This window comes from Streptomyces sp. UW30, assembly GCF_008042075.1.
Classification (GTDB): Bacteria; Actinomycetota; Actinomycetes; order Streptomycetales; family Streptomycetaceae; genus Streptomyces.
In genome coordinates, this window is record NZ_RDBN01000043.1 from 113881 (window position 1) to 133685 (window position 19805).

A 19805-nucleotide genomic window follows, 5' to 3' on the forward strand; every position below is an offset into this window, starting at 1 on the left:
CCTTACGACAACACCGTTGACTTGTTAAGCCCTCGTTCAGTTTCATGTCCGCTCATCGGGGCCGCCCGGGCCCCCGATGCGAGCGGAGACCTGCCATGCCCGACCAGCAGTCCCACAGCGTCGCCCCACCGGCGCGGCCCGAGCTGCGCAAGTCCCTCGGCGTCCTGGACGGCATCGCCATCGCCGCGTCCAGCACGGCCGCGACCACCAGCATCGGCATCGGCCTCGGGGTCACCGCGGGCGTGGTCGGCCTGCATCTGCCGGCGATCATGCTGCTGGCGTTCCTGCCCGTCCTAGGCATCGCGGGTGCCTACTCCCGGCTCAACAAGGTCGAGCCGAACGCGGGCAACGGCTATGTGTGGGTGGGCCGTTCGCTCACCCCGTGGCTCGGCTTCATGGTGGGCTGGGTGACCATCGTGGCCGTGGTGGCGTTCCTCGCGTACACCACGGCCGTCACCGGCTCGGCCCTGCTCCAGCTGGCCGGGGACGCCGGGCTGCACCGGGTGGGCGGCCTCGCGCTGGACCCCGGGTCGACCGCGCAGACGACGGCGGTCGGCATCCTGGTCCTGGTCGCGGTCACGCTGACCGCGGTCACCGGCGTCCGCACCGCCGCGCGCCTCCAGGCCGGACTGCTGGTCTTCGAGTACGTCGTCCTGCTGGGCTTTTGCGGATACGGCATCGTCACCGGCCCGCACGATTTCAGCCTGAGCTGGTTCGACCCGTTCGCGATCCCGTCGGCGACCGCGCTCGCGCAGGGCATGCTGCTGTCGGTGTTCTGCTACTGGGGCTTCGAGTCGGCGTACACCGTCAACGAGGAGGTGCGCGACCCGCGCGACGCGTCCCGGGCCGGCATCATCACCCTGTTCACCATGCTGGCGCTGTTCCTGCTCGGCTCGGTCGCCTTCCAACGCGTGCTGTCCGAGGAGGAGTTGGTCGGCCACGGCCCCGAGGGGCTCGCGTTCTTCGGCGAGCGGCTGGCGTCCCAGCCGTGGGCCGCGCTTCCCCTGGTCGCCCTGATGTTCTCGGCGGTCGCCTCGCTACAGGCCGGGGTGATCCCGACGGCTCGTGGGATGTTCGCGATGAGCCGGGACCGTACGCTCGGGCCGGTGTGGTCCAGGATCAGCCCCCGGTACGGGACTCCGGCCGTCGGCACGGTGCTGATCGGCGCGCTGGCCGCGGCGGTCGCGGCGCTCGCGCTGGTCATCCCGCGGCTCGCCGACATGATCATGGCGACGGTGAGCGCCGTGGGCATCGTGGTCGCCCTGTCGTACGCCCTCACCGCTCTCGCGGCCGCCGTCCGCTTCCGCTCGCTGTTGCGCGAGGACTGGCGGCAGGGGGTGCGCGCGGTGGTCCTGCCGACGCTGAGCGCGTTCGCGCTGCTGGGCCTCGGCGGTTACCTCGGCTGGTCCTTCTACTCCTCCACCGACCACTTCGAAGTCAGCGCGGACAACGGGTGGTTCCTGCTGTCCACTCCCCTGGCGATGATCGCGTCCGGCTTCGTGGCCGCCGCGTGGGCCAGGTGGGTGCGCAGGTCGCCGTACTTCCAGACCGGCAAGGGCACCGACGCCGACGCGCCCCAGCTGCTCGCCACCTCGCGATAACTCCCCGACAGGAAAAGGAACATGCACGCAGATCTCCTCTTCACCGGCGGCCCCGTCCTCACGCCCGAGGGCCGCACCGCGACCGCCGTGGCCGTCACCGGCGACCGCATCACGGCCGTAGGGCGTCAGGAGGTGCACGATCTCGCCGGACCGCGGACCGAGGTGGTGGACCTCGCCGGGCGGCTGCTGCTGCCCGGGTTCCAGGACGCGCATGTGCATCCGGTGCCGGCCGGCCTGGAACTCACCCAGTGCGATCTGACGGCAACCAGGACGGCGGACGAGACCCTCGCCGTGGTGCGCGCCTACGCCGACGCGCACCCCGAGCGGGAGTGGATCACCGGCGGAGGCTGGTCGATGGAGGCCTTCGAGGGCGGTACGCCGACGAAGGAGCTGCTGGACGCGGTGGTGCCCGACCGGCCGGTGTATCTGCCCAACCGCGACCATCACGGCGCCTGGGTGAACAGCCGCGCCCTGGCGCTCGCCGGCATCACGCGCGACACGCCCGACCCGGCCGACGGGCGGATCGACCGGGATGCCTCCGGCGAGCCGAGCGGGTCCCTCCAGGAGGGCGCGATGCAGCTGGTGGGGCGGCTCACCCCGCCCGCCACGCAGGCCGACCGGGTGGCCGCCCTGCTGCATGCCCAGCGCCGGCTGCACGCGCTCGGCATCACCGCCTGGCAGGACGCGCTCGTCGGGGACTTCCTCGGCATGGACGATCCGGGGCAGGCGTATGCGGCGGCCGCGCGGGACGGCTCGCTCACCGCGCGCGTCGTCGGCGCGCTGTGGTGGGACCGTGAGCGCGGCGCCGAGCAGATTCCCGAACTGGTCGAGCGCCGGGAGGCGTTGAGCCACGGCAGGTTCCGCGCGACCAGCGTCAAGCTGATGCTGGACGGTGTCGCCGAGACCGGCACCGCCGCGCTGGTGGACCCGTATCTCGACAAGTGCGGCTGCGCCACCGCCAACCGCGGCACCAGCTTCATCGACCCGGAGCAACTGCCCAAGTACGTCACCGAGTTGGATGCGCTGGGGTTCCAGTGCCACTTCCACGCCCTGGGCGACCGGGCCGTACGCGACGCGCTGGACGCGATCGAGGCCGCGCGGGCCGCCAACGGGCCGAGCGACACGCGGCCCCATCTGGCCCATCTCCAGGTAGTCCAGCCCGCCGACGTGCCGCGCTTCGCCCGGCTCGGGGCGATCGCGAACATCCAGCCGCTGTGGGCCGCGCACGAGCCGCAGATGGACGAGCTGACGATTCCCTTCCTGGGCCCCGAACGGACCGCGTGGCAGTACCCGTTCGGCACTCTGCTGCGCTCGGGTGCCCGGCTCGCGGCGGGCAGCGACTGGCCGGTGAGCAGCCCCGATCCGCTGCACGGCGTCCATGTGGCGGTCAACCGGGTGGTGCCGGAGAGTGCCGAGGCGCCGGTGTTCCTGCCCGGCGAGCGGATCGGACTCGCCGACGCGCTGGCGGCCTACACGGCCGGCTCGGCGTATGCGAACCATCTCGACGACACGGGCGAGGTGCGAGTGGGGGCGCTGGCCGATCTCGTGGTCCTGGACCGCGATCCGTTCGACGGGCCGGTGGAGGCGATCGCGCAGACGCGGGTGGCGCGGACATATGTGGGAGGCGCGCGAGTGTACGCAGCTCAAGAGGCATAAGCAGTAACGGAGATCACGGCAGGGGCACGCGTAGATCATTTACGCTCTGGGCAGCCTCGTACCGCTTCTCGGTTCAACTTTCACACCGCGAAGCCCAGTTCGAGTGCGCGGGCGGTCGTCGCGACCGCCCGTTCGCAGGGGCAGGGGGGACTCTGCGTTTCGTCTCCCGGAAGGAAACACATGCCTCAGGACGTCAGGTTCGAGCTGCCCTTCGACACGCCCGTCAGTGAGCATCTGGAGCATGCCCGGGCGCGGCATCTGCGCTGGATCTGGGACATGGACCTGATCCGCAGCAAGGCGGGTTTCGAGGAGTACAAGTCCTGGGACCTGCCGCAGGCCGCCGCCCGTACCTACCCGCACGCCTCGGCGGACGACCTGGTCGTCCTGATGAACTGGTTCTCCCTGGCCTTCCTCTTCGACGACCAGTTCGACGCCGGCCAACCCGACCGCGCCGACCGCATAGCCGAGGTCGCGCGCGAGCTGATCGTCACGCCGTTGCGCCCGGCGGGCACCCGGCCCCGTGTGGTCTGCCCGATCACGCTGGCCTGGGCGGAGGTCTGGAAGCACCTTTCGGATGGCATGCCCTTGACATGGCAGACCCGGTTCGCCGCCTCCTGGGGCCGCTTCCTCATGGCGCACTGCGAGGAGGTCGACCTGGCATCCCGCGGGCTGGAGGGCACGCTGGATCTCGACGAGTACGCGCTCTTCCGGCGCCGAACCGTCGGCATCCACCACAGCATCGACGCGGGCGAGCGCAGCCGGCGCTTCATGGTGCCCGCCCAGGTGATGGCGCATCCGCTGATGGAACGGATGCGGGACCTCGCCGCGGACACCATCGGATTCATGAACGACATCCACTCCTTCGAGCGCGAGAAGCGCCGGGGCGACGGCCACAACCTGATCGCCGTACTGCACCGGGAGCGGCGCTGCTCGTGGGAGGAGGCGGCCGACGAGGCGTACCGGATGACCCTCGCGTGCCTCGACCAGTACCTCGAACTGGAGGCGAGCGTCCCGCAGATGTGCGACGAGCTCGGCCTCGACGCCACGGCGCGGGACGAGGTGCGGAAGGGCGTGGAGGCCATCCAGCACTGGATCAACGGCAACTACGAATGGGCGCTGGTGACGGGCCGCTACCACGCGGCGAAGGAAGGCCCCGCTGCCGCCGCCGAGTTGGCCGGGCGCGGCTCGGTGGACGACCTGCTCGCGGTATAGGCCCGCCCACGTGGAGAACGACGCGGCCGTCCGACCGGGACAAACCGGCCGGACGGCCCGCTTGTGACCGTTATGCGGGGAACTCGACCGGCAGGCTGTCCAGTCGGGACTCCCAGGTGAAGGCGGTGGAGCTGAGTTCCTCCGCCGCGACGCCCAGACGCAGGCCCGGCAGCCGGTGCAGCAGCACGTCGACCGCGATCTCGACGATGGCCATGCCGATCCCCTGCCCGGGACACTCGTGGGGGCCGGAACTGAACGCCAGGTGCGCGTCGTTGCCCTGGACCGACACCCCGAGGTCCGGCCGGACCTCGGGATCCACGTTGCCCGCGGCGAGCCCCAGGACCATGAGATCGCCCTCCTGGATCCGGTGGCCGCCCAGTTCCAGGTCGGCGGTCGCGACACGCCCCGGCAGCACGGCGAGCGGCGGCGTGTTCCACATCGCCTCCTGCACCACCGCGGAGATGTCGAGCTCACCGCTGATCAGCCCGCTGAGCCGGGTGGTGTCGGTGAGGATCAGCTGCAGCACGCGGGCCAGCAGGTTGCTGGTCGTGGTGTGCGCGGCGATGAGCACCAGCCGCAGATGGTTGACGACCTCGTCCTCGTCGAGACCGGCGTGGTGCTCGATGAGGGCGGTGGTGAAGTCCGACCCGGGCTCGGCCCGCTTGCGCTCCGCGAGCGCGGAGAGGATCTCCATGATGCGGTCGTTGTGCGTGAGCGCGTCCTCGCCGCCCTTGAGGACGTGCGCGCTGGACTCGGCGAGTCGGCGCCCCTCCCCCTGGGGCAGCCCGAGGATGCGGGTGAGCACGAGCATCGGCAGGTGTTCGGCGTAGTCCGAGACGAGGTCGGCGCGGCCGGCCTCGGCGAACGCGTCGATCTGCTTGTTGGCGAAGTGCGTGGCGTGCCGCCGCACACCGCGGTCGGCCGCGGCCTGGAGCCCGTCCGTGACCGCGCCGCGCAGTCTGCGGTGCGGCTCGCCGTCCTGGGAGACACAGTCGGGACGCCAGCCGATCATCGGGATCAGCGGCGAGGTGTCGTCGACGCGTCCTTCCCGCCAGTCCCGCCAGGTCCGCGCGTCCCGGGTGAACTGCCGGGGATTGTCGAGCACCCGCCGGTTGTCGCGGTAGCCCAGCACCAGCCAGGCCGGGACGTCGCCTTCCAGCAGCACCGGTGCCACGGAGCCGTGCTCCTTGCGCAGCCGCTCGTACGTGGCGCCCGGGTCGGTCGACGCCTCCGGCCCGAACAGCCGCGTGAGCTCGGACCCGTGGCCGAGCGGGCAACTGCGGGGCGCGTCGGGATCGTTCGAGGGCTGGGCGTTCATCGGGACTCCAGTGCGACGGCGGAGCGGTCCTTCAAGTGACGTATCAGGGCGACGAGCACGTCACGGCTGGAGGCCCGGTCGCGGGCGTCGAAGGTCACGACCGGGGTGTGCGGGGGGATGTCCAGGGCGTCCCTGATCTCCTCGACCGGGTAGCCCTTGGAGTCGGGGAAGACGTTCAGCGCCACGACGAACGGGACGTGCTGGCGCTCCATCTCCTCGATCGCCCGGAAGCTGGAGGCGAGCCGGCGGGTGTCCACCAGGACGACCGCGCCCAGGGCTCCCTTGAACAGGCCGTTCCACAGGAACCAGAAGCGCTCCTGCCCGGGGGTGCCGAACAGGTACAGCATCAGGCTGTCGTTGAGGCTGATCTTGCCGAAGTCCAGGCTGACGGTGGTCTGCGTCTTGTCGGCGACGCCGATGAGACGGTCGACGTCGGCACTGGCCTGGGTGAGCGTCTCCTCGGTGGTGAGCGGCTTGATGTCGCTCACCGAGCGGACCATCGTGGTCTTCCCGGTGCCGAAGCCGCCGGCGATCATCACCTTCACCGAGCGGGTGTCACCGGCACCGGGCCCGCCGGGCCCGTCAAAGCCTTTGAAGTCCACTGAGTACCTCCTCAAGGAGCGCGAGGTCGGGCCCGCGACCGGCGGAGTGCGCCGGGATGGGATCACGGGCTTCGACATGGCCTGCCTCCAGCAGATCCGTCAGCAGCACCGCAAGAATGTTGAAGGGCAGTCCGAGGTGGGCGCCGAGTTCGGCCACCGACAGCGGATCGCGGCAGCGCCGGAGGATCTCCTCGTGCTCATGCTGCATCCCCGCTGCGGGGGCGGTGCGGGAGACGACGAGGGTCGCCACGTCGAGACTCGACGCCGAACCGCCCGGTCCGCTGCGCCCCTGGGTGAGGACGTAGTAGCGCTCCAGACCGGAGGGGTTCGAGGGCCGGCGGGGAGCACTCATCCAGAGTGCTCCTCCAGGCGCGCGGTGGTGCCGAGCAACTCGCCCATCCTGCGCGCCAGGTCCCTCATCTGGTGGCCGAGCAGGCCCTGGTCGAGGCCCTCCCGGGCGAGGACGCCGAGATAGGTCTCCACACCGGCCCGTACGACGAAGAGGTGGCCGCCGTCGACCTCGATCATCGCCAGCCTGAGCTGTCCCGCGTACTTGGGGAACTGCTCGGCGACCGGCTGCGCCAGCGCCTGCAGGCCCGCGACGACGGCCGCGAAGCGGTCCACGTCGTCGGGGTCCTCGGCGCCGTAGGAGGTGATGGCCTTGCCGTCGCTGGAGGCCACCAGGGCGAAGTTGATCTCCTGGATGCTCTCCACCAGGTCGCGGAGCGCCCAGCTCACGTCGGTTCCCTGCTGCGTCATGGGACTAGTCGCTCTCTTCGGTGCGGTGCTGCTCGGTGGACTCGCGGCCGTGGGCCGTCGCGCCTTCCTCGCCGGCCTCGCGGCCCGCGGTGGCGAAGGCGGCCAGCCCGGCGAAGGACGCGTCGGGCGGAACGGCGGCGACACTGGTCGTCCTGTCCATCCCCTCCGGGCGCACCGTGGGCTCGTGGCGCGGCTCCTCGTGCCGCCTGCTGCGGCGCCGGGGCAGGCCGCCGGGCGTGGTGTCCATGGCCTCGGCCTGGGCGAGGTCGGCCGGGTCTGCCGTCTCGGCGACGACGGCCGGCTCGCGGGCCGGTGCCGTCGGGGTGGTGGCCGGTGCCGGGGAGGCGGAGGCGGGCAGCGGGCTGAAGTACTTGTGCGGGACCACGACGACCACCGAGGTGCCGAGCCACGGTGAGTCCGCGAAGGTGACGCGGATGCCGTACCGGCGGGCGAGGATGCCGACGACGCGCAGACCGATGTTGGCGTCCTCGGACACTCCGCCGAGACCGGCGCCGGGCGCGGTGCCCGACAGGGCGTGATCGGCCTCGCGCTTCTTCTCCTCGCTCAGACCCTTGCCGGAGTCCTGGATCTCGATGCCGACGCCGTTCGGGACCTCCTTGCCGGAGACGATGACCGGCTCGGTGGGCGGCGAGTAGCGCGCGGCGTTGTCCAGGAGGTGGGCGAAGATCAGCGTCAGATGGTCCACCAGGCCGCCGTCGACGCCGAGTTCGGGCAGGTGGCGTACGTCGATCCGCTGGAAGTCCTTGATCCGGCCGATGCCGCCGCGGACCACGCTCAGCAGGCGCTGCGGCTCCTGCCACTGGCGGCCGGGTCGGTCGGAGCCGCCGAGGACTCCGATGCTGGCGGCGAGACAGTCGGCGGGGCCGATCGCCTGGTCGAGCTCCATCAGGCCCCGGGCGACGGCGGGCAGACGTCCGTGCTCACCCTGGAGTTCGTGGAGCCGGCCGCGGAGCTTGCTGGTCAGGACGTGGATGCGGTTGCCGATGCCGACCACGGCCTGCTCGGCGGAGGTGGAGCGGTCGAACTCCTCCTCGACGCCGATGAGCGAGGTCCGCAGGACCTTGCGCAGATTGGCCTGAAGTTCGGCGCCGACCTTGGCGCACTGGTTGACCGACGGCAGGACGTCGTCGATGGCCTCGCCCTCGCGCAACCGGCGCAGCCCGTCAGGCAGTTGCTCGTCGGCAAGGCGGGCGACGGCGGACAGCTGATGGGCCAACTGCTCCTGCCAGATCTCTGCCTGGTCGGCGAGCTGGGCCTCGTAGGACCGGGCCTGGGCGGCGATCCGCTCCTCGTAGGAAGTGCTCTCGTGGGCCAGCCGCTCCTCGTAGGAGCCGCTCGTCTCGGCCAGTCGCCCCTCGTAGGCGCGGGCCTGCTCGGCCAGTTGGGCCTCGTAGGCACCGGACTGCTCGGCGAGGCGGCCCTCAAGGGCGGAGCGGTCGGCGCTGAACTTCCGCTCCAGGCCCGCCACGTGCTGCTGCCACTGCTGGGAGTGCTCGGCCTGCGAGGTGCGGAACTCGCTCTCCGTCCGGCGCAACTGCGCCCGGGTGCGCAGCAGCAGACGTACGCACACGGTGCCGGCGGTGGTGGCCGCGACGCCGGCGACGGCGGTGGTTATTCGCTCCGAGCTCATGAACGTGGCGGCAACGGTCCCTCCTCCCAAGGCCAGTGGCATCAGCCACCAGCTGTACCAGGCGACAGGGGGCCGCGCCGCCGACGGCGGTGTGGCGAGTTCCATCTGCATCCTTCGAGGCGACGATCGAACAATGGGGGGTGTGCTGGCGATCGCACTCATGAGTACGCACCGCGAAGTGACCGATCACGACTGAGTCAACCCGCAGTGCTGAACGGGAGCTTATCGGGTTTGGACACAAAAGGATCAACCTCGAGGGTTGACGGACGTGAGGATTCCGTCACTCTCCGCCAGGGAGCGAAAATCGATAAATGCTCTTACCGACCCACAAGTTGACCGATCGGCCAACGCCCCCGCGGGGGCCTCGGGGCTAGCGGACGGCCGTCGTCTGGAACGTGCGGCGGTACGCCTGCGGTGACACCCCGATCGCGGCGTGCAGGTGCTGGCGCAGCGAGGCGCCGGTGGCGAAGCCGACCTCGCCGGCGATCCGGTCCACCGAGAGGTCGCTGGACTCCAGCAGGTGGCGGGCGCGGACGACGCGCTGCTGGATCAGCCAGCGGCCGGGACTGAGGCCCACCTCGTCGCTGAAGCGGCGGGCGAAGGTGCGCAGGCTCATCCGGGCGTGGGTGGCGAGGTCGGCCAGGGTGAGGGGCTCGTCGAGGTGCTCCAGGGCCCAGGCGCGAGTGGCGGCGGTGCTCGCGGCCCCGCTCTCCGGGACGGGCTGCTCGATGTACTGGGCCTGGCCGCCGTCCCGGAAGGGGGGCACGACACAGCGCCGGGCGACCGCGTTGGCCAGTTCGCTGCCGTGGTCGGTGCGGACGATGTGCAGGCACACATCAATGCCGGAGGCGGCGCCGGCGGAGGTGAGGACGCGGCCGTCATGGACGAAGAGGACGTCCGGATCCAGCTCGACGTGCGGGTAGCGGCGCCGGAACAGGTCGGTCACATGCCAGTGCGTGGTGGCGCGTCGGCCGTCCAGCAGGCCCGCCGCCGCGAGGACGAACGCGGCGGTGCAGATCGACACGATGCGCGCGTCCGGGCGGATCCGCGCGAGCGCGGCGACGGCCTCGGGAGACAGCTCCGCGGGGATGTACGCCACGCCGACCGAGGCGACCACCACGGTGTCGGCGGTGGCGAGGATCTCCGGCCCGTGCTCGACGCCGATCGTGAAGTCGGCGTTACTACGGACCGGCCGGCCGTCGACGCTGCACGTCAGGACCTCGTACCGGCCGTCGGCGGCGCCGAAGATCCGGCTGGGGATGCCCAGCTCGAAGGGATAGACGCCGTCCAGGGCCAGCACCACGACCCGTTCCACCTGTCGTTCACCACGCATGGCACGATTCTATCGAAGGTTGGCAATCATGCCATTTCCTGGTGCTGCGGACCCCGGCAGGCTCTTTCACCATGAGCACTGTGAACACGATGCGAGCCATCAGCCAGGACGTCCTCGGCGGTCCCGAGGCCTTGAAGGAAGTCGAGCTGGAGCGCCCCGAGCCGGGCCCGAACCAGGTACTGGTCCGGGTGCGGGCGGCCGGCCTGAACCCCACCGACTGGAAGCACCGCACGAACGGCGGCTTCCTGGGCAAGCCGCCGTTCGTCCTGGGCTGGGACGTCTCCGGTGTGGTCGAGGCGGTCGGCATCGGCGTCGCCGCCTTCCGGCCCGGCGACGAGGTCTTCGGCATGCTGCCGTACCCCTTCGGCCACGGCTCGCACGCCGAGTACGTCATCGCGCCGGTGCGCGCCCTGACCCACAAGCCGTCCGTGCTCGACCACACCCGGGCGGCGGCGCTCCCGCTGGTGTCCCTCACCGCATGGCAGGCCCTGACCGAGCACGCCGACGTCCGGCCGGGGCAGCGGGTGCTGATCCACGCGGCGGCCGGTGGGGTCGGGCACGTGGCCGTGCAGATCGCCAAGGCGCGGGGCGCGTATGTGATCGGCACGGCGAGCGCGGGCAAGCACGACTTCCTGCGCGACCTGGGCGCGGACGAGCTGATCGACTACCGGGAGACGGATTTCACCGAGGCCGTCAAGGACGTGGACGTCGTCCTGGACACCCTCGGCGGTGAGACGTCCGTGCGCTCGCTGCGCGTGTTGCGTCCGGGTGGCGTCGTCGTCTCGATCCTGCCGATCGGTTCGGACGAGTTCGGCGAGGAGGCCGAGCGGCTGGGTGTGCGGGCCGTGCGGATGCTCGTGGACGCCGACCGTGCCGGCATGCGGGCGATCGTGGACCTGGTCGAGCAGGGCAAGCTGCGCCCCGAGATCGCCGGGACCTTCCCGCTGGCCGATGCCGCCGAGGCGCACGCGCTGGGCGACACCGGCCGGACGACGGGGAAGCTGGTCCTGACCGTCGACTGAGTCAGAACGTGAGCACGGGCTTGATCGCCTTGCCCGCGCTCATGTCCCGTACCGCCTGGTCGATGTCCGTGAACGGATAGGTGCTGATCAGGCGGTGCAGCGGGAGCCGGCCTTCCTTCACCAGCCGGACCAGCGCCGGGATGAAACCTTGCGTCTCGGCGTCGCCGAGGGTGAGGCCGACGATCCGCTTGCCGCCGAGCAGTCCGTTGACGTCCAGGGCGACCTCGGTGCCGAACGGCGGTGCGCCCACGACGACGAGGGTGCCGCGGGCGGCGAGCGCGTCGACCCCCTGGCGCAGGACGCCGACGTTGCCCGTGGTCTCCACGACGCCGTCAGCACCCTGCCCGCCGGTGATCTCGGCGAGCGCCTCGGCGAGGTCCGCCTCGGCCGCGTCGACGGTGTGGGTGGCACCCAACTCCCTTGCGAGTGACAGGCGTTCGCCGACCCGGTCGACGGCGACGATGTTGGTGGCGGGACTCAGGGCGGCGGCCATGACGGCGGACAGGCCGACCGCTCCGGCACCGAGGACGACGACCGTGCTGCCGGTGACCGGCTCGAGTACGTTCCAGACGGCGCCGACCCCGGTCTGCACCCCGCAGCCCAGCGGGGCGATCGACGCGAGCGGCACCTCCGGGTCGACCTTCACCAGGCTGCGCTCGTCCACCAACGCCCGCTCGGCGAAGGAGGACTGGCCGAAGAAGTGGCCGCCGAGTTCCTCGCCGCCCCGGCTGATGGTGCCGGTGCCGTCGGCCCGGCGGCCGCCGATGAGGTTGAGCGGCAGCCAGGTCGCGCAGTACGCCGGGTGGCCGCCCCGGCAGTTGCGGCAGCCGCCGCAGGAGGTGAAGGACAGCACGACATGGTCGCCCGGCACGACGCCGGTGACGGCCGGGCCGACGGCCTCGACGACGCCCGCGCCCTCGTGGCCGAGGACCCCGGGCAGCGGGAAGGGCAGTGCTCCGCTCGCCACGCCGAGGTCGGTGTGACACAGACCGGTCGCCACCATGCGGACGACGGCCTCGTGCGGCCCGGGTTCGTCAAGCTCCACGTCGGACAGGGTGAAGGGGGCTCCGCCGGACTCGACGACGGCGGCGCGTGTGCGGATGGGCATCCGGGGATCTCCTTGGCGGTGCGCTCAGTCGAGCGAGACGACGACGGACTTGGTGGTGGTGTAGGCGTCCAGCGCCTCGGGCCCGTACTCGCGGCCGAAGCCGGAGTCCTTGACGCCGCCGAAGGGGACGGCCGGGTCGAGCATCGCCCAGTCGTTGACCCAGACGATGCCGGCGGCCAGCCGGTCGGCGACGCGGTGGGCGCGGGCCAGGTGCCGGGTCTGCACGCCCGAGGCCAGGCCGTACGGCGTGGAGTTGGCGAGCTCGACGGCCTCGTCCTCGGAGTCGAAGGGCTGGACGGTGAGGACGGGGCCGAAGATCTCCTCCTGGATCACCCGGGAGTCGTTCGGCAGGTCGGCGATGACGGTGGGCCGGTAGTAGTAGCCGCCGTCGAGGTCGAGCCGCTCACCGCCGCAGACGATGCGGCCGCCCTCCTTGCGGGCCAGTTCGACGTACTCCTCGACCTTGCGCAGATGCCGCTCCCCTGCCATCGGGCCGATCACGGTCTCGGGCTTGCGCGGGTCGCCCAGCGGCACGCCGGGCACCGCGTCGGCAAGGATGCCGAGCAGCGTGCTGTAGACCTGCCGCGCCACCAGCAGCCGGGGTCCGCCCATGCAGAACTGCCCGGTGTTGAAGACGAAGCCCTTGATGATCGCGCCGACGGCCTTCTCCAGGTCGGCGTCCTCGAAGACGACGTGGGCCGCGTTGCCGCCGAGCTCCATGGTGACCGGCTTGAGCGCCTCGCCGGCGATGGCCGCGACCCTCCGGCCGACGGCGGTCGAACCGGTGAAGGCGACCTTGTCGACGCCGGAGTGCCGCAGCAGCGCCTCGCCGGCCGCGGGTCCGCCGGTGACGACGTTGACCACACCGTCGGGGACACCGGCCTTCTTGAAGAGTTCGGCCATGTAGAGGGCGCTCAGCGGGGTCTCCTCGGCCGGCTTGTGCACCACCGTGTTGCCGGCCGCCAGCGCGGGGGCGATCTTGGAACCGGCCAGGATCAGCGGGAAGTTGTACGGCGTGATCGCGGCGACCACGCCGATCGGCCGGCGCCGGACGTAGGCGAGGGCGTTCATCGGGGTGTCGCGGACAGAACCGTCCAAACAGTGGGCGAGGGCGGCGAAGTGCTCGTAGTCGTTGGCCGCGTTGGTGACGTCGACGGCGTGGGCGAGCGTGATCGGCTTGCCGACGTCACGGCTCTCCAGCTCGGCTATCCGGTCGGCGTTCTCCCGGATCAGCTCGGCGACCCGGTGCAGCACCCGGCCGCGTTCACGGCCGCTCAGCCCGGACCAGGCGCCGTCGTCGAAGGCGTCCCGCGCGGCGCGCACGGCCGCGTCCACGTCGGCGCCGCCGGCATCGGCGACGGTGGTGACGACCGTGCCGCGGGACGGGTCGACCACCTCGGTGCGCGCTCCGTCGGCGGCCTCGTGCCACCCGCCCCCGATGAACAGACGACCGGGTTCGATCTCGAAGGTGGTCATCGCCACTCCTCAGCCTCATCGCCAAGATTTCAACCAACAGGATTCCTGTTGGTCCGCAGTCTCTTTACAGACAGGATTCCTGTCAATGCTCTAGGCTGAACCCATGCTCGACGCCCAGGAGACCAAGGCACCGCCGTCGCTGCTCTACATGGTGAAACAGGTGGAGCTCGTGGTGCGCTCACACCTGGACGAGCTGGTCAAACCGTCCGGGATCACAGCGCTTCAGTACACGGCGCTCACCGTGCTCCAGCGGCACGACGGGCTGTCGGCCGCCCAGCTGGCCCGCGACTCGTTCGTCACGGCACAGTCGATCGCCGACCTGGTACGGAGTCTGGAGAACCGCGGGCTCGTCCGCCGGAAGCGCAATCCGCACAACCGCCGCGAGCTGCTGATCCTGCTCACCGACCCCGCCCGCGAACTGCTGGCCCGACACGAGGGACCCGTGCGGGAACTGGAGGAGCGGATGGTACGAGACCTCACGGCTCATCAGACCGAGCAGTTCCGCCAGGCACTCTCCAGAGCCTGGCACGCGCTGTCGTAGCCACGTCCCGCACATCACGCGAAGCATCTGTCGCAATTCAAAGACATATGTCAATCGAACATGCTCAGATTCGCTCAATCGAGGGTAACTTGCAGTGCGGGGACAGGATTTGAGCAGCCCGCCGCAGGGGGCCAGGTTGGAGGCGATGTCGTCATGCAGCAGGATCCCGCGCCGTTCAGCCGGCATCTGCGCGTCCACCGGCACCGGGACCACACGGTGCTGGAGTTCCGCGGCGAGATCGACATCGCGGCCGCGGTGGAGATCGCCCCTTACCTGGACCGCGTGACGGCACACCCCGACGCACGCGTCGTGATCGACCTCAGGAACATCGAGTTCTTCGACTGCTCCGGACTGCGTCTGCTGTACCGGGCCCGCAGCCGGGCCCTGGACCACGGCGGCCAGGTGCACCTGGTCTGCACCCACCCGCTGACCCTGCGCATGCTCAGGATCACCGGTCTGTCCCGCCTGCTGCCCCCGCATCCGACGCCGGACGCGGCCCTGGGCCGGCCCGAGGCCAAGTCCGGCTCGTTATGAGCGCCGCGCGGCTTGGGTGATGCCGAGCGTTGCTCCGCTGACTCGCTGCCTATTCGGTTGCCGGCGCGTCGAACAGGGCGCTGACGGACTCCCCGTTGTGAATGCGGCGCACAGCCTCGGCGAGCGCGGGGGCGATCGACAGGACCTGCAGCTTCTCGGTGCGCTCCTCCGCCGGAATCGGCACGGTGTTGGTGCACACGATCTCCAGTACGTCCGGCTGCTCGCCGATCCGCTTCAGCGCGCCGGACGCGAACAGGCCGTGCGTACAGGCCACGCGGATCGAGCGCGGGCCCAACTCCCGCAGCCGGTCGAGGAGTTCCAGGACAGTGCTGCCCTTGGCGATCTCATCGTCCAGGATGATGACGTCGCGCCCGGTCACGTCGCCTATGACGGAGCTGATGCTGACCCGGTCGTCGGCGAACCGCTGCTTGGCGCCGGCGGCGACTTGGGCGCCGATCAGCCGCGCGAACGCGGCGGCCTCCTTGGCGTTGCCGAGGTCCGGCGAGACCACGGTCGTACGGGTCAGGTCGTGGCGCCGGAAGTGTGCGGCTAGTTCACGCAGCGCGTGCAGGTGGTTGACCGGCACCGTGAAGAAGCCGTGCACCTGGGGCGAGTGCAGGGTCATGGCGAGGACACGGCTCGCGCCGGCCGACACCATCAGATCGGCGACGAGCCGGCCGCCCAGCGAGATGCGGGGCGCGTCCTTCTTGTCGGAGCGGGCGTAGGAGTAGTGCGGCATGACCACGGTGATCCGGCGTGCCGACGCCCCGCGTGCGGCGTCGCACATCAGCAGCAGCTCGACGAGGTGCTCCTGGACGGGCCGGACCAGCGGCTGGATCAGGAAGACGTCCCGCTCGCGGCAGTTGGCCTGAAGCTGTACCTCCAGGCAGTCGTTGGCGAACCGGCTGACCCGGGTGGGGCTCAGCGGCACCCCCAGGTGTGCGCAGACCTCCGCCGCCAGCTCGGGGTGGGCACTACCGCTGAACACGGCGATCTCTCGCACGAACCGCTCCTCGCATGATCACTCCGGGTGGCGGACTCATGCTACTTACCTCAGCAGAAACGTTGCTGCCCACCTGTGCGCGCAGTGCAGGGCGAGTTCGAGTTCAGGCCGGCGAGCCAGGCGCCCAGGCAGTAGTGGGGGCCGGCGCCGAAGGCAATCGGCCAACGGACAGGTCCGGAACGGGATTTGGGGGTACCCCGAACATAGGGAAGGAGGAACGTCGACATGACGACTTCCATCAAGCGCATCAACAAGCGCATGCCCGGCTGGGCGAAGGCGGTGAGCGCCCTGGTACTGGTGCTCGTGGTCTTCTTCGCCGGGATCCGGCTGAGCGTACTCCCCGGTCTCAAGGACCTGTTCGGCACCGAGACCAACGACCGCTCCGGTCCGGCGCTGCTCCAGTCCATCCAGGACATGAGCCGTTACGACGCCGCCTCCGGCAACTTCCAGATCGTCGTCGATCTGGAGAAGGACGCCAAGTTCCTGCCCGACGCGATCCGCGGCACCCGCACGCTGTACGTCGGCGCGGGCACCGTGGACGCCTATGTCGACCTCGGCAAGGTCGGCGAGGACGACGTCACGGTCAACGACGACCGTACGTCCGCCACGCTCCGTCTGCCGCACGCCGCCCTCGGCGAACCGTCCCTCGACCCCGACCGCTCCTACGCCGTCTCCAAGCAGCGTGGTCTGCTCGACCGCCTCGGCGACCTCTTCTCGGACAACCCGAACAGCGAACAGGCCGTGCAGAAGCTGGCGGTACGCCACATCGGCGACGCCGCGAAGGAGAGCGCGCTGACCGCGCGTGCCGAGACCAACACGTCCGACATGCTCGAAGGGCTGCTGCACTCCCTGGGCTTCAAGGAGGTGAAGGTGACGTACGGGGCCTGACGTCCATGCCGAGGGACTCGGCATGGCGGGTGATGACCGCCGGCCTGTCGGCGGGTCGGCGGCATCGCATCGCGGAACCGGGGTAACCCCGTACTACTCAGGGAAGTTGAAGACTGGAGGATCGCATGGCCCGTGGAACCCCACGTTCGCGTGCCGCGTTGCACCCCGGCACTCCCAAGTCCGCAGGCACCGCCAAGTCGAAGGGCTCCTCCTCATCGAAGGGCTCCTCCCCATCGAAAGGTTCCGCCGCGTCGAAAAACTCCGCGAAGCCGAAGGGCTCGGCCAAGTCGAAGGGCACCGCGAAGACCGAACGCTCCACCAAGCCCCGGCGCACACCGCGTTCCGGACGGAGTCCGCTGCGCTTCGTGGCCCGGCTGCTGGCGATGCTGTGCGCCTTCACGTTCATGGTCGCCTTCGCCGTCGTACTGGCGAAGCTCACCCTGCAACCCTCGCCCGCGTCGGAGGCACTGACGCACACCAACCTGCGGCCGGGCAGCACGCTGCGGGCCTACCTCGACCAGCCCGAACTGCGTGACGCCGTCCGGCAGATCGGCGGCAATGTGCTGCTGGGCATCCCGTTCGGCGTCCTGGTCCCCGTCGTCGCGCCGAGTACGCGCGGCGTCCTGCGGGTCCTGCTGCTGACGGCGACCGTGATGCTGCTCGTCGAGTTCGCACAGGGAGCACTGGTGACGGGGCGCGCCTTCGACATCGACGACGTCATCCTCAACACGACCGGAGCCCTGGTCGGCTACCTCCTGCTGGGACGGCGGCTGAGCCGCGTGGTGCACGCCCGTGCGCCCCGCTCCTCCTAACGCAGCACCAGCTGGACGATCGCGACCGTGCCGACCACCACGATGAACGCGCGCAGTACAGCGGGACGCAGCCGGCGGCCCACGGTGGCTCCGAAGTGGCCGCCGGCCGCGGACCCGACCGCGAGAAGGGCCACGGCCGTCCAGTCGAAGTCGGCGACGACCAGGAAGAACAGCGCGGCGACGGAGTTGACCACGGCGACGAGCACGTTCTTGACCGCGGTGAGGCGTTGCAGGCTGTCGTCGAGGAGCATGCCCATCAAGGCGACGTAGATGATGCCCTGGGCGGCCGCGAAGTAGCCGCCGTAGACGCTGGCCAGGGTCAGTCCGACCAGCAGCAGGGGGCCGCCGTCGGGCCGTGCGGACCTGCCCGTGCGGGCCCGGCGGTCACGCAGCCTTCTGCTGATCAGCGGTTGGAGGACGACCAGCACGAGGGCGAGCCCGACCAGGACCGGCACGATCCGTTCGAACGCCGAGGCGGGCAGGGCCAGCAGCAGCGCCGCGCCGGTGAGCCCGCCGAGCAGGGCGCCGGCGCCCCACTTCAGAATGCGCCGACGCTGGCCGCGCAGTTCGCGCCGGTACCCGATGGCGCCGCTGATCGAGCCGGGGATCAGGCCGAGCGCGTTGGAGACCGTGGCGGTGACGGGCGGCAGGCCGGTCGCGAGGAGCACCGGGAAGGTGATCAGCGTGCCCGACCCGACGACGGCGTTGACGGCGCCGGCTGCTGTGCCGGCGCCCAGGACGGCGAGCAGCTCACCGATGTGTGCGGCGTTCATGACGAGAAGCCTAGGAATTCAACAGTTCGGCGGTGGACGAAGGGTGGACGCCGCACACCCGTGGTCGGGCCACACGCCGTACGGCCCGCGCGGACCGGCCTGACGGCGACGGTTGCCGGCCTCATCAACCTGCCTCATCGACCTACCTCATCAACTACTGGTCCGTACCAAGGTATTGACGCCCTCTTATCTCACTCCTTAAATCAAGTGGCGACACCTTCACCCCCCACCTCGGTCGGCGCATCCCGTCCATCGGGTCGCCGTACGGAAGGGAGCACGATGGCCTCCCCACGCCTGCTCCGCACGTGTCTCGTCGCCGCACTGTCGGCCGTCCTGGTCGCCTCCGCCGCGATCGGCCCCGCGCAGGCCGAACCACCGGACGTCTCGGCTGCGGCGGTGACGTTCTCCGACTCCTTCGACGGGCCCGCGGGCGCCGCCGTCGACTCGTCGAAGTGGCAGATCGAGACCGGCGACAACGTCAACAACCACGAGCGGCAGTACTACACGTCGGGCAACAAGAACGCGGCACTGGACGGCCAGGGTCACCTGGTCATCACCGCCCGGCGCGAGAATCCAGCCAACTACCAGTGCTGGTACGGCACGTGCCAGTACACCTCGGCCCGGCTGAACACCTCCGGGAAGTTCACCGCCCAGTACGGGCACGTCGAGGCGCGCATGAAGGTCCCGCGGGGACAGGGCATGTGGCCCGCGTTCTGGATGCTCGGCACACCGGTGAACTGGCCGGACTCGGGCGAGATCGACATCATGGAGAACGTCGGCTTCGAGCCCTCGACCGTGCACGGCACCATCCACGGCCCCGGCTACTCCGGGTCGGGCGGCATAGGCGCCGGCTACTCCCTGCCGAACGGCCAGGCCTTCGCCGACGCCTTCCACACCTTCGCCATCGACTGGGCGCCCGACTCGATCACCTGGTCCGTGGACGGCAACGTCTACCAGCGGCGCACGCCCGCCGACCTGGGCGGCAGGCAGTGGGTCTTCAACAAGCCGTTCTTCCTGATCCTGAACCTCGCCGTGGGCGGCTACTGGCCCGGCGACCCGAACGGCTCCACGGTGTTCCCGCAGCAGCTCGTGGTGGACAACGTCTCGGTGACGACCAGTGACAGCGCGGGCGGCGGCGCGATCAGGGGGCTCGGCGGCAAGTGCGTCGACGTGGCCGGGGCGAGCTCCGCCAACGGCACGCCCGTACAGCTCTACGACTGCAACGGCAGCGGCGCCCAGCAGTGGACCGCCGGCTCGGACGGCACGCTCCGCGCGCTCGGCAAGTGCCTGGACGCCACCGGCAACGGCACGGCCAACGGCACGACCGTCCAGCTGTGGGACTGCTCAGGCGGCCCCAATCAGAGATGGACCGTCACAGCGGCACGCGACATCGTCAATCCGCAGGCCGACAAGTGCCTCGATGTCACCGGGAACAACTCGGCCAACGGAACCCGGCTGCAGATCTGGACCTGCTCCGGCGGCGCCAACCAGAAGTGGACGGTCGGGTGACCCGGCC

At 70.6% G+C, this 19805-nt stretch carries 19 protein-coding genes; 9 read left to right on the forward strand and 10 right to left on the reverse strand.

What is annotated here, in order from left to right; genetic code table 11:
- The first annotated feature begins 95 nt into the window (after positions 1-95).
- The 3 genes from EAO75_RS30860 (at position 96) to EAO75_RS30870 (ending at position 4469) form a co-directional block, all read left to right on the forward strand.
- Positions 96-1601, forward strand: a complete 1506-nt coding sequence (locus tag EAO75_RS30860) for an APC family permease (RefSeq protein ID WP_147998432.1) — start codon at positions 96-98, stop codon at positions 1599-1601.
- 21 nt (positions 1602-1622) lie between these two features.
- Positions 1623-3257, forward strand: a complete 1635-nt coding sequence (locus tag EAO75_RS30865; RefSeq protein WP_147998433.1) for an amidohydrolase — start codon at positions 1623-1625, stop codon at positions 3255-3257.
- Positions 3258-3437: 180 nt separating this feature from the next.
- A complete protein-coding gene (locus EAO75_RS30870; RefSeq protein ID WP_147998434.1) occupies positions 3438-4469 on the forward strand; it encodes a 7-epi-alpha-eudesmol synthase in 1032 nt (343 codons plus the stop codon).
- Between the two features lie 70 nt (positions 4470-4539).
- On the opposite strand, the gene EAO75_RS30875 is transcribed toward EAO75_RS30870, so the two are convergent.
- From EAO75_RS30875 to EAO75_RS30900, 6 genes are all read right to left on the reverse strand, one after another.
- Positions 4540-5787 (reverse strand): cytochrome P450, encoded by a 1248-nt coding sequence (locus EAO75_RS30875; protein ID WP_147998435.1) that lies wholly within the window; start codon positions 5785-5787, stop codon positions 4540-4542.
- Complete coding sequence (locus EAO75_RS30880; RefSeq protein ID WP_147998436.1) at positions 5784-6389, reverse strand: GTP-binding protein; 606 nt, start codon at positions 6387-6389, stop codon at positions 5784-5786. Before EAO75_RS30880 ends, EAO75_RS30875 begins: the two co-directional genes overlap by 4 nt.
- On the reverse strand, positions 6370-6741 hold the full coding sequence (locus EAO75_RS30885) for a DUF742 domain-containing protein (RefSeq protein ID WP_147998437.1): 372 nt from the start codon (positions 6739-6741) through the stop codon (positions 6370-6372). The genes EAO75_RS30880 and EAO75_RS30885 overlap by 20 nt, the downstream gene beginning before the upstream one ends.
- On the reverse strand, positions 6738-7148 hold the full coding sequence (locus EAO75_RS30890; RefSeq protein ID WP_147998438.1) for a roadblock/LC7 domain-containing protein: 411 nt from the start codon (positions 7146-7148) through the stop codon (positions 6738-6740). The genes EAO75_RS30885 and EAO75_RS30890 overlap by 4 nt, the downstream gene beginning before the upstream one ends.
- Positions 7149-7152: 4 nt before the next feature.
- Positions 7153-8904: an ATP-binding protein gene (locus tag EAO75_RS30895; protein ID WP_147998439.1), complete on the reverse strand. Its 1752-nt coding sequence runs from the start codon at positions 8902-8904 to the stop codon at positions 7153-7155.
- 265 nt (positions 8905-9169) lie between these two features.
- On the reverse strand, positions 9170-10132 hold the full coding sequence (locus EAO75_RS30900) for a GlxA family transcriptional regulator (protein ID WP_147998440.1): 963 nt from the start codon (positions 10130-10132) through the stop codon (positions 9170-9172).
- A 71-nt stretch (positions 10133-10203) separates the two neighbouring features.
- Here EAO75_RS30900 and EAO75_RS30905 point away from each other — a divergent pair, with 71 nt between their 5' ends.
- Positions 10204-11154, forward strand: coding sequence for an NADP-dependent oxidoreductase (locus EAO75_RS30905; protein WP_147998441.1), 951 nt, complete (start codon positions 10204-10206; stop codon positions 11152-11154).
- Between the two features lies 1 nt (position 11155).
- On the opposite strand, the gene EAO75_RS30910 is transcribed toward EAO75_RS30905, so the two are convergent.
- Both EAO75_RS30910 and EAO75_RS30915 read right to left on the reverse strand, forming a co-directional pair.
- Positions 11156-12262, reverse strand: a complete 1107-nt coding sequence (locus tag EAO75_RS30910) for an NAD(P)-dependent alcohol dehydrogenase (protein WP_147998442.1) — start codon at positions 12260-12262, stop codon at positions 11156-11158.
- A 24-nt stretch (positions 12263-12286) separates the two neighbouring features.
- The gene (locus tag EAO75_RS30915) at positions 12287-13738 is read right to left on the reverse strand and encodes an aldehyde dehydrogenase family protein (RefSeq protein ID WP_147998443.1); all 1452 of its coding nucleotides are present in this window, start codon (positions 13736-13738) and stop codon (positions 12287-12289) included.
- Between the two features lie 103 nt (positions 13739-13841).
- Here EAO75_RS30915 and EAO75_RS30920 point away from each other — a divergent pair, with 103 nt between their 5' ends.
- Both EAO75_RS30920 and EAO75_RS30925 read left to right on the forward strand, forming a co-directional pair.
- Positions 13842-14279, forward strand: a complete 438-nt coding sequence (locus EAO75_RS30920) for a MarR family winged helix-turn-helix transcriptional regulator (RefSeq protein ID WP_147998444.1) — start codon at positions 13842-13844, stop codon at positions 14277-14279.
- 153 nt (positions 14280-14432) lie between these two features.
- Positions 14433-14813, forward strand: coding sequence for an anti-sigma factor antagonist (locus EAO75_RS30925; protein ID WP_147998445.1), 381 nt, complete (start codon positions 14433-14435; stop codon positions 14811-14813).
- A gap of 49 nt (positions 14814-14862) precedes the next feature.
- Here the strand turns inward: EAO75_RS30925 and EAO75_RS30930 are convergent, their stop codons facing one another.
- The gene (locus EAO75_RS30930) at positions 14863-15816 is read right to left on the reverse strand and encodes a ribose-phosphate diphosphokinase (RefSeq protein ID WP_147998446.1); all 954 of its coding nucleotides are present in this window, start codon (positions 15814-15816) and stop codon (positions 14863-14865) included.
- 225 nt (positions 15817-16041) lie between these two features.
- Between EAO75_RS30930 and EAO75_RS30935 the strand changes: the two genes are divergently transcribed.
- Both EAO75_RS30935 and EAO75_RS30940 read left to right on the forward strand, forming a co-directional pair.
- Positions 16042-16704 carry a DUF4230 domain-containing protein gene (locus EAO75_RS30935; RefSeq protein WP_147998447.1) on the forward strand — a complete coding sequence of 221 codons (663 nt, stop codon included), beginning with the start codon at positions 16042-16044 and terminating at the stop codon, positions 16702-16704.
- A 125-nt stretch (positions 16705-16829) separates the two neighbouring features.
- Positions 16830-17516 (forward strand): VanZ family protein, encoded by a 687-nt coding sequence (locus EAO75_RS30940; protein WP_187284646.1) that lies wholly within the window; start codon positions 16830-16832, stop codon positions 17514-17516.
- On the opposite strand, the gene EAO75_RS30945 is transcribed toward EAO75_RS30940, so the two are convergent.
- Positions 17513-18289 (reverse strand): sulfite exporter TauE/SafE family protein, encoded by a 777-nt coding sequence (locus EAO75_RS30945; protein ID WP_147998448.1) that lies wholly within the window; start codon positions 18287-18289, stop codon positions 17513-17515. The two genes, EAO75_RS30940 and EAO75_RS30945, sit on opposite strands and share 4 nt — an antisense overlap.
- Before the next feature lie 279 nt (positions 18290-18568).
- Between EAO75_RS30945 and EAO75_RS30950 the strand changes: the two genes are divergently transcribed.
- On the forward strand, positions 18569-19798 hold the full coding sequence (locus EAO75_RS30950; protein WP_147998449.1) for a ricin-type beta-trefoil lectin domain protein: 1230 nt from the start codon (positions 18569-18571) through the stop codon (positions 19796-19798).
- Positions 19799-19805: the final 7 nt, after the last annotated feature.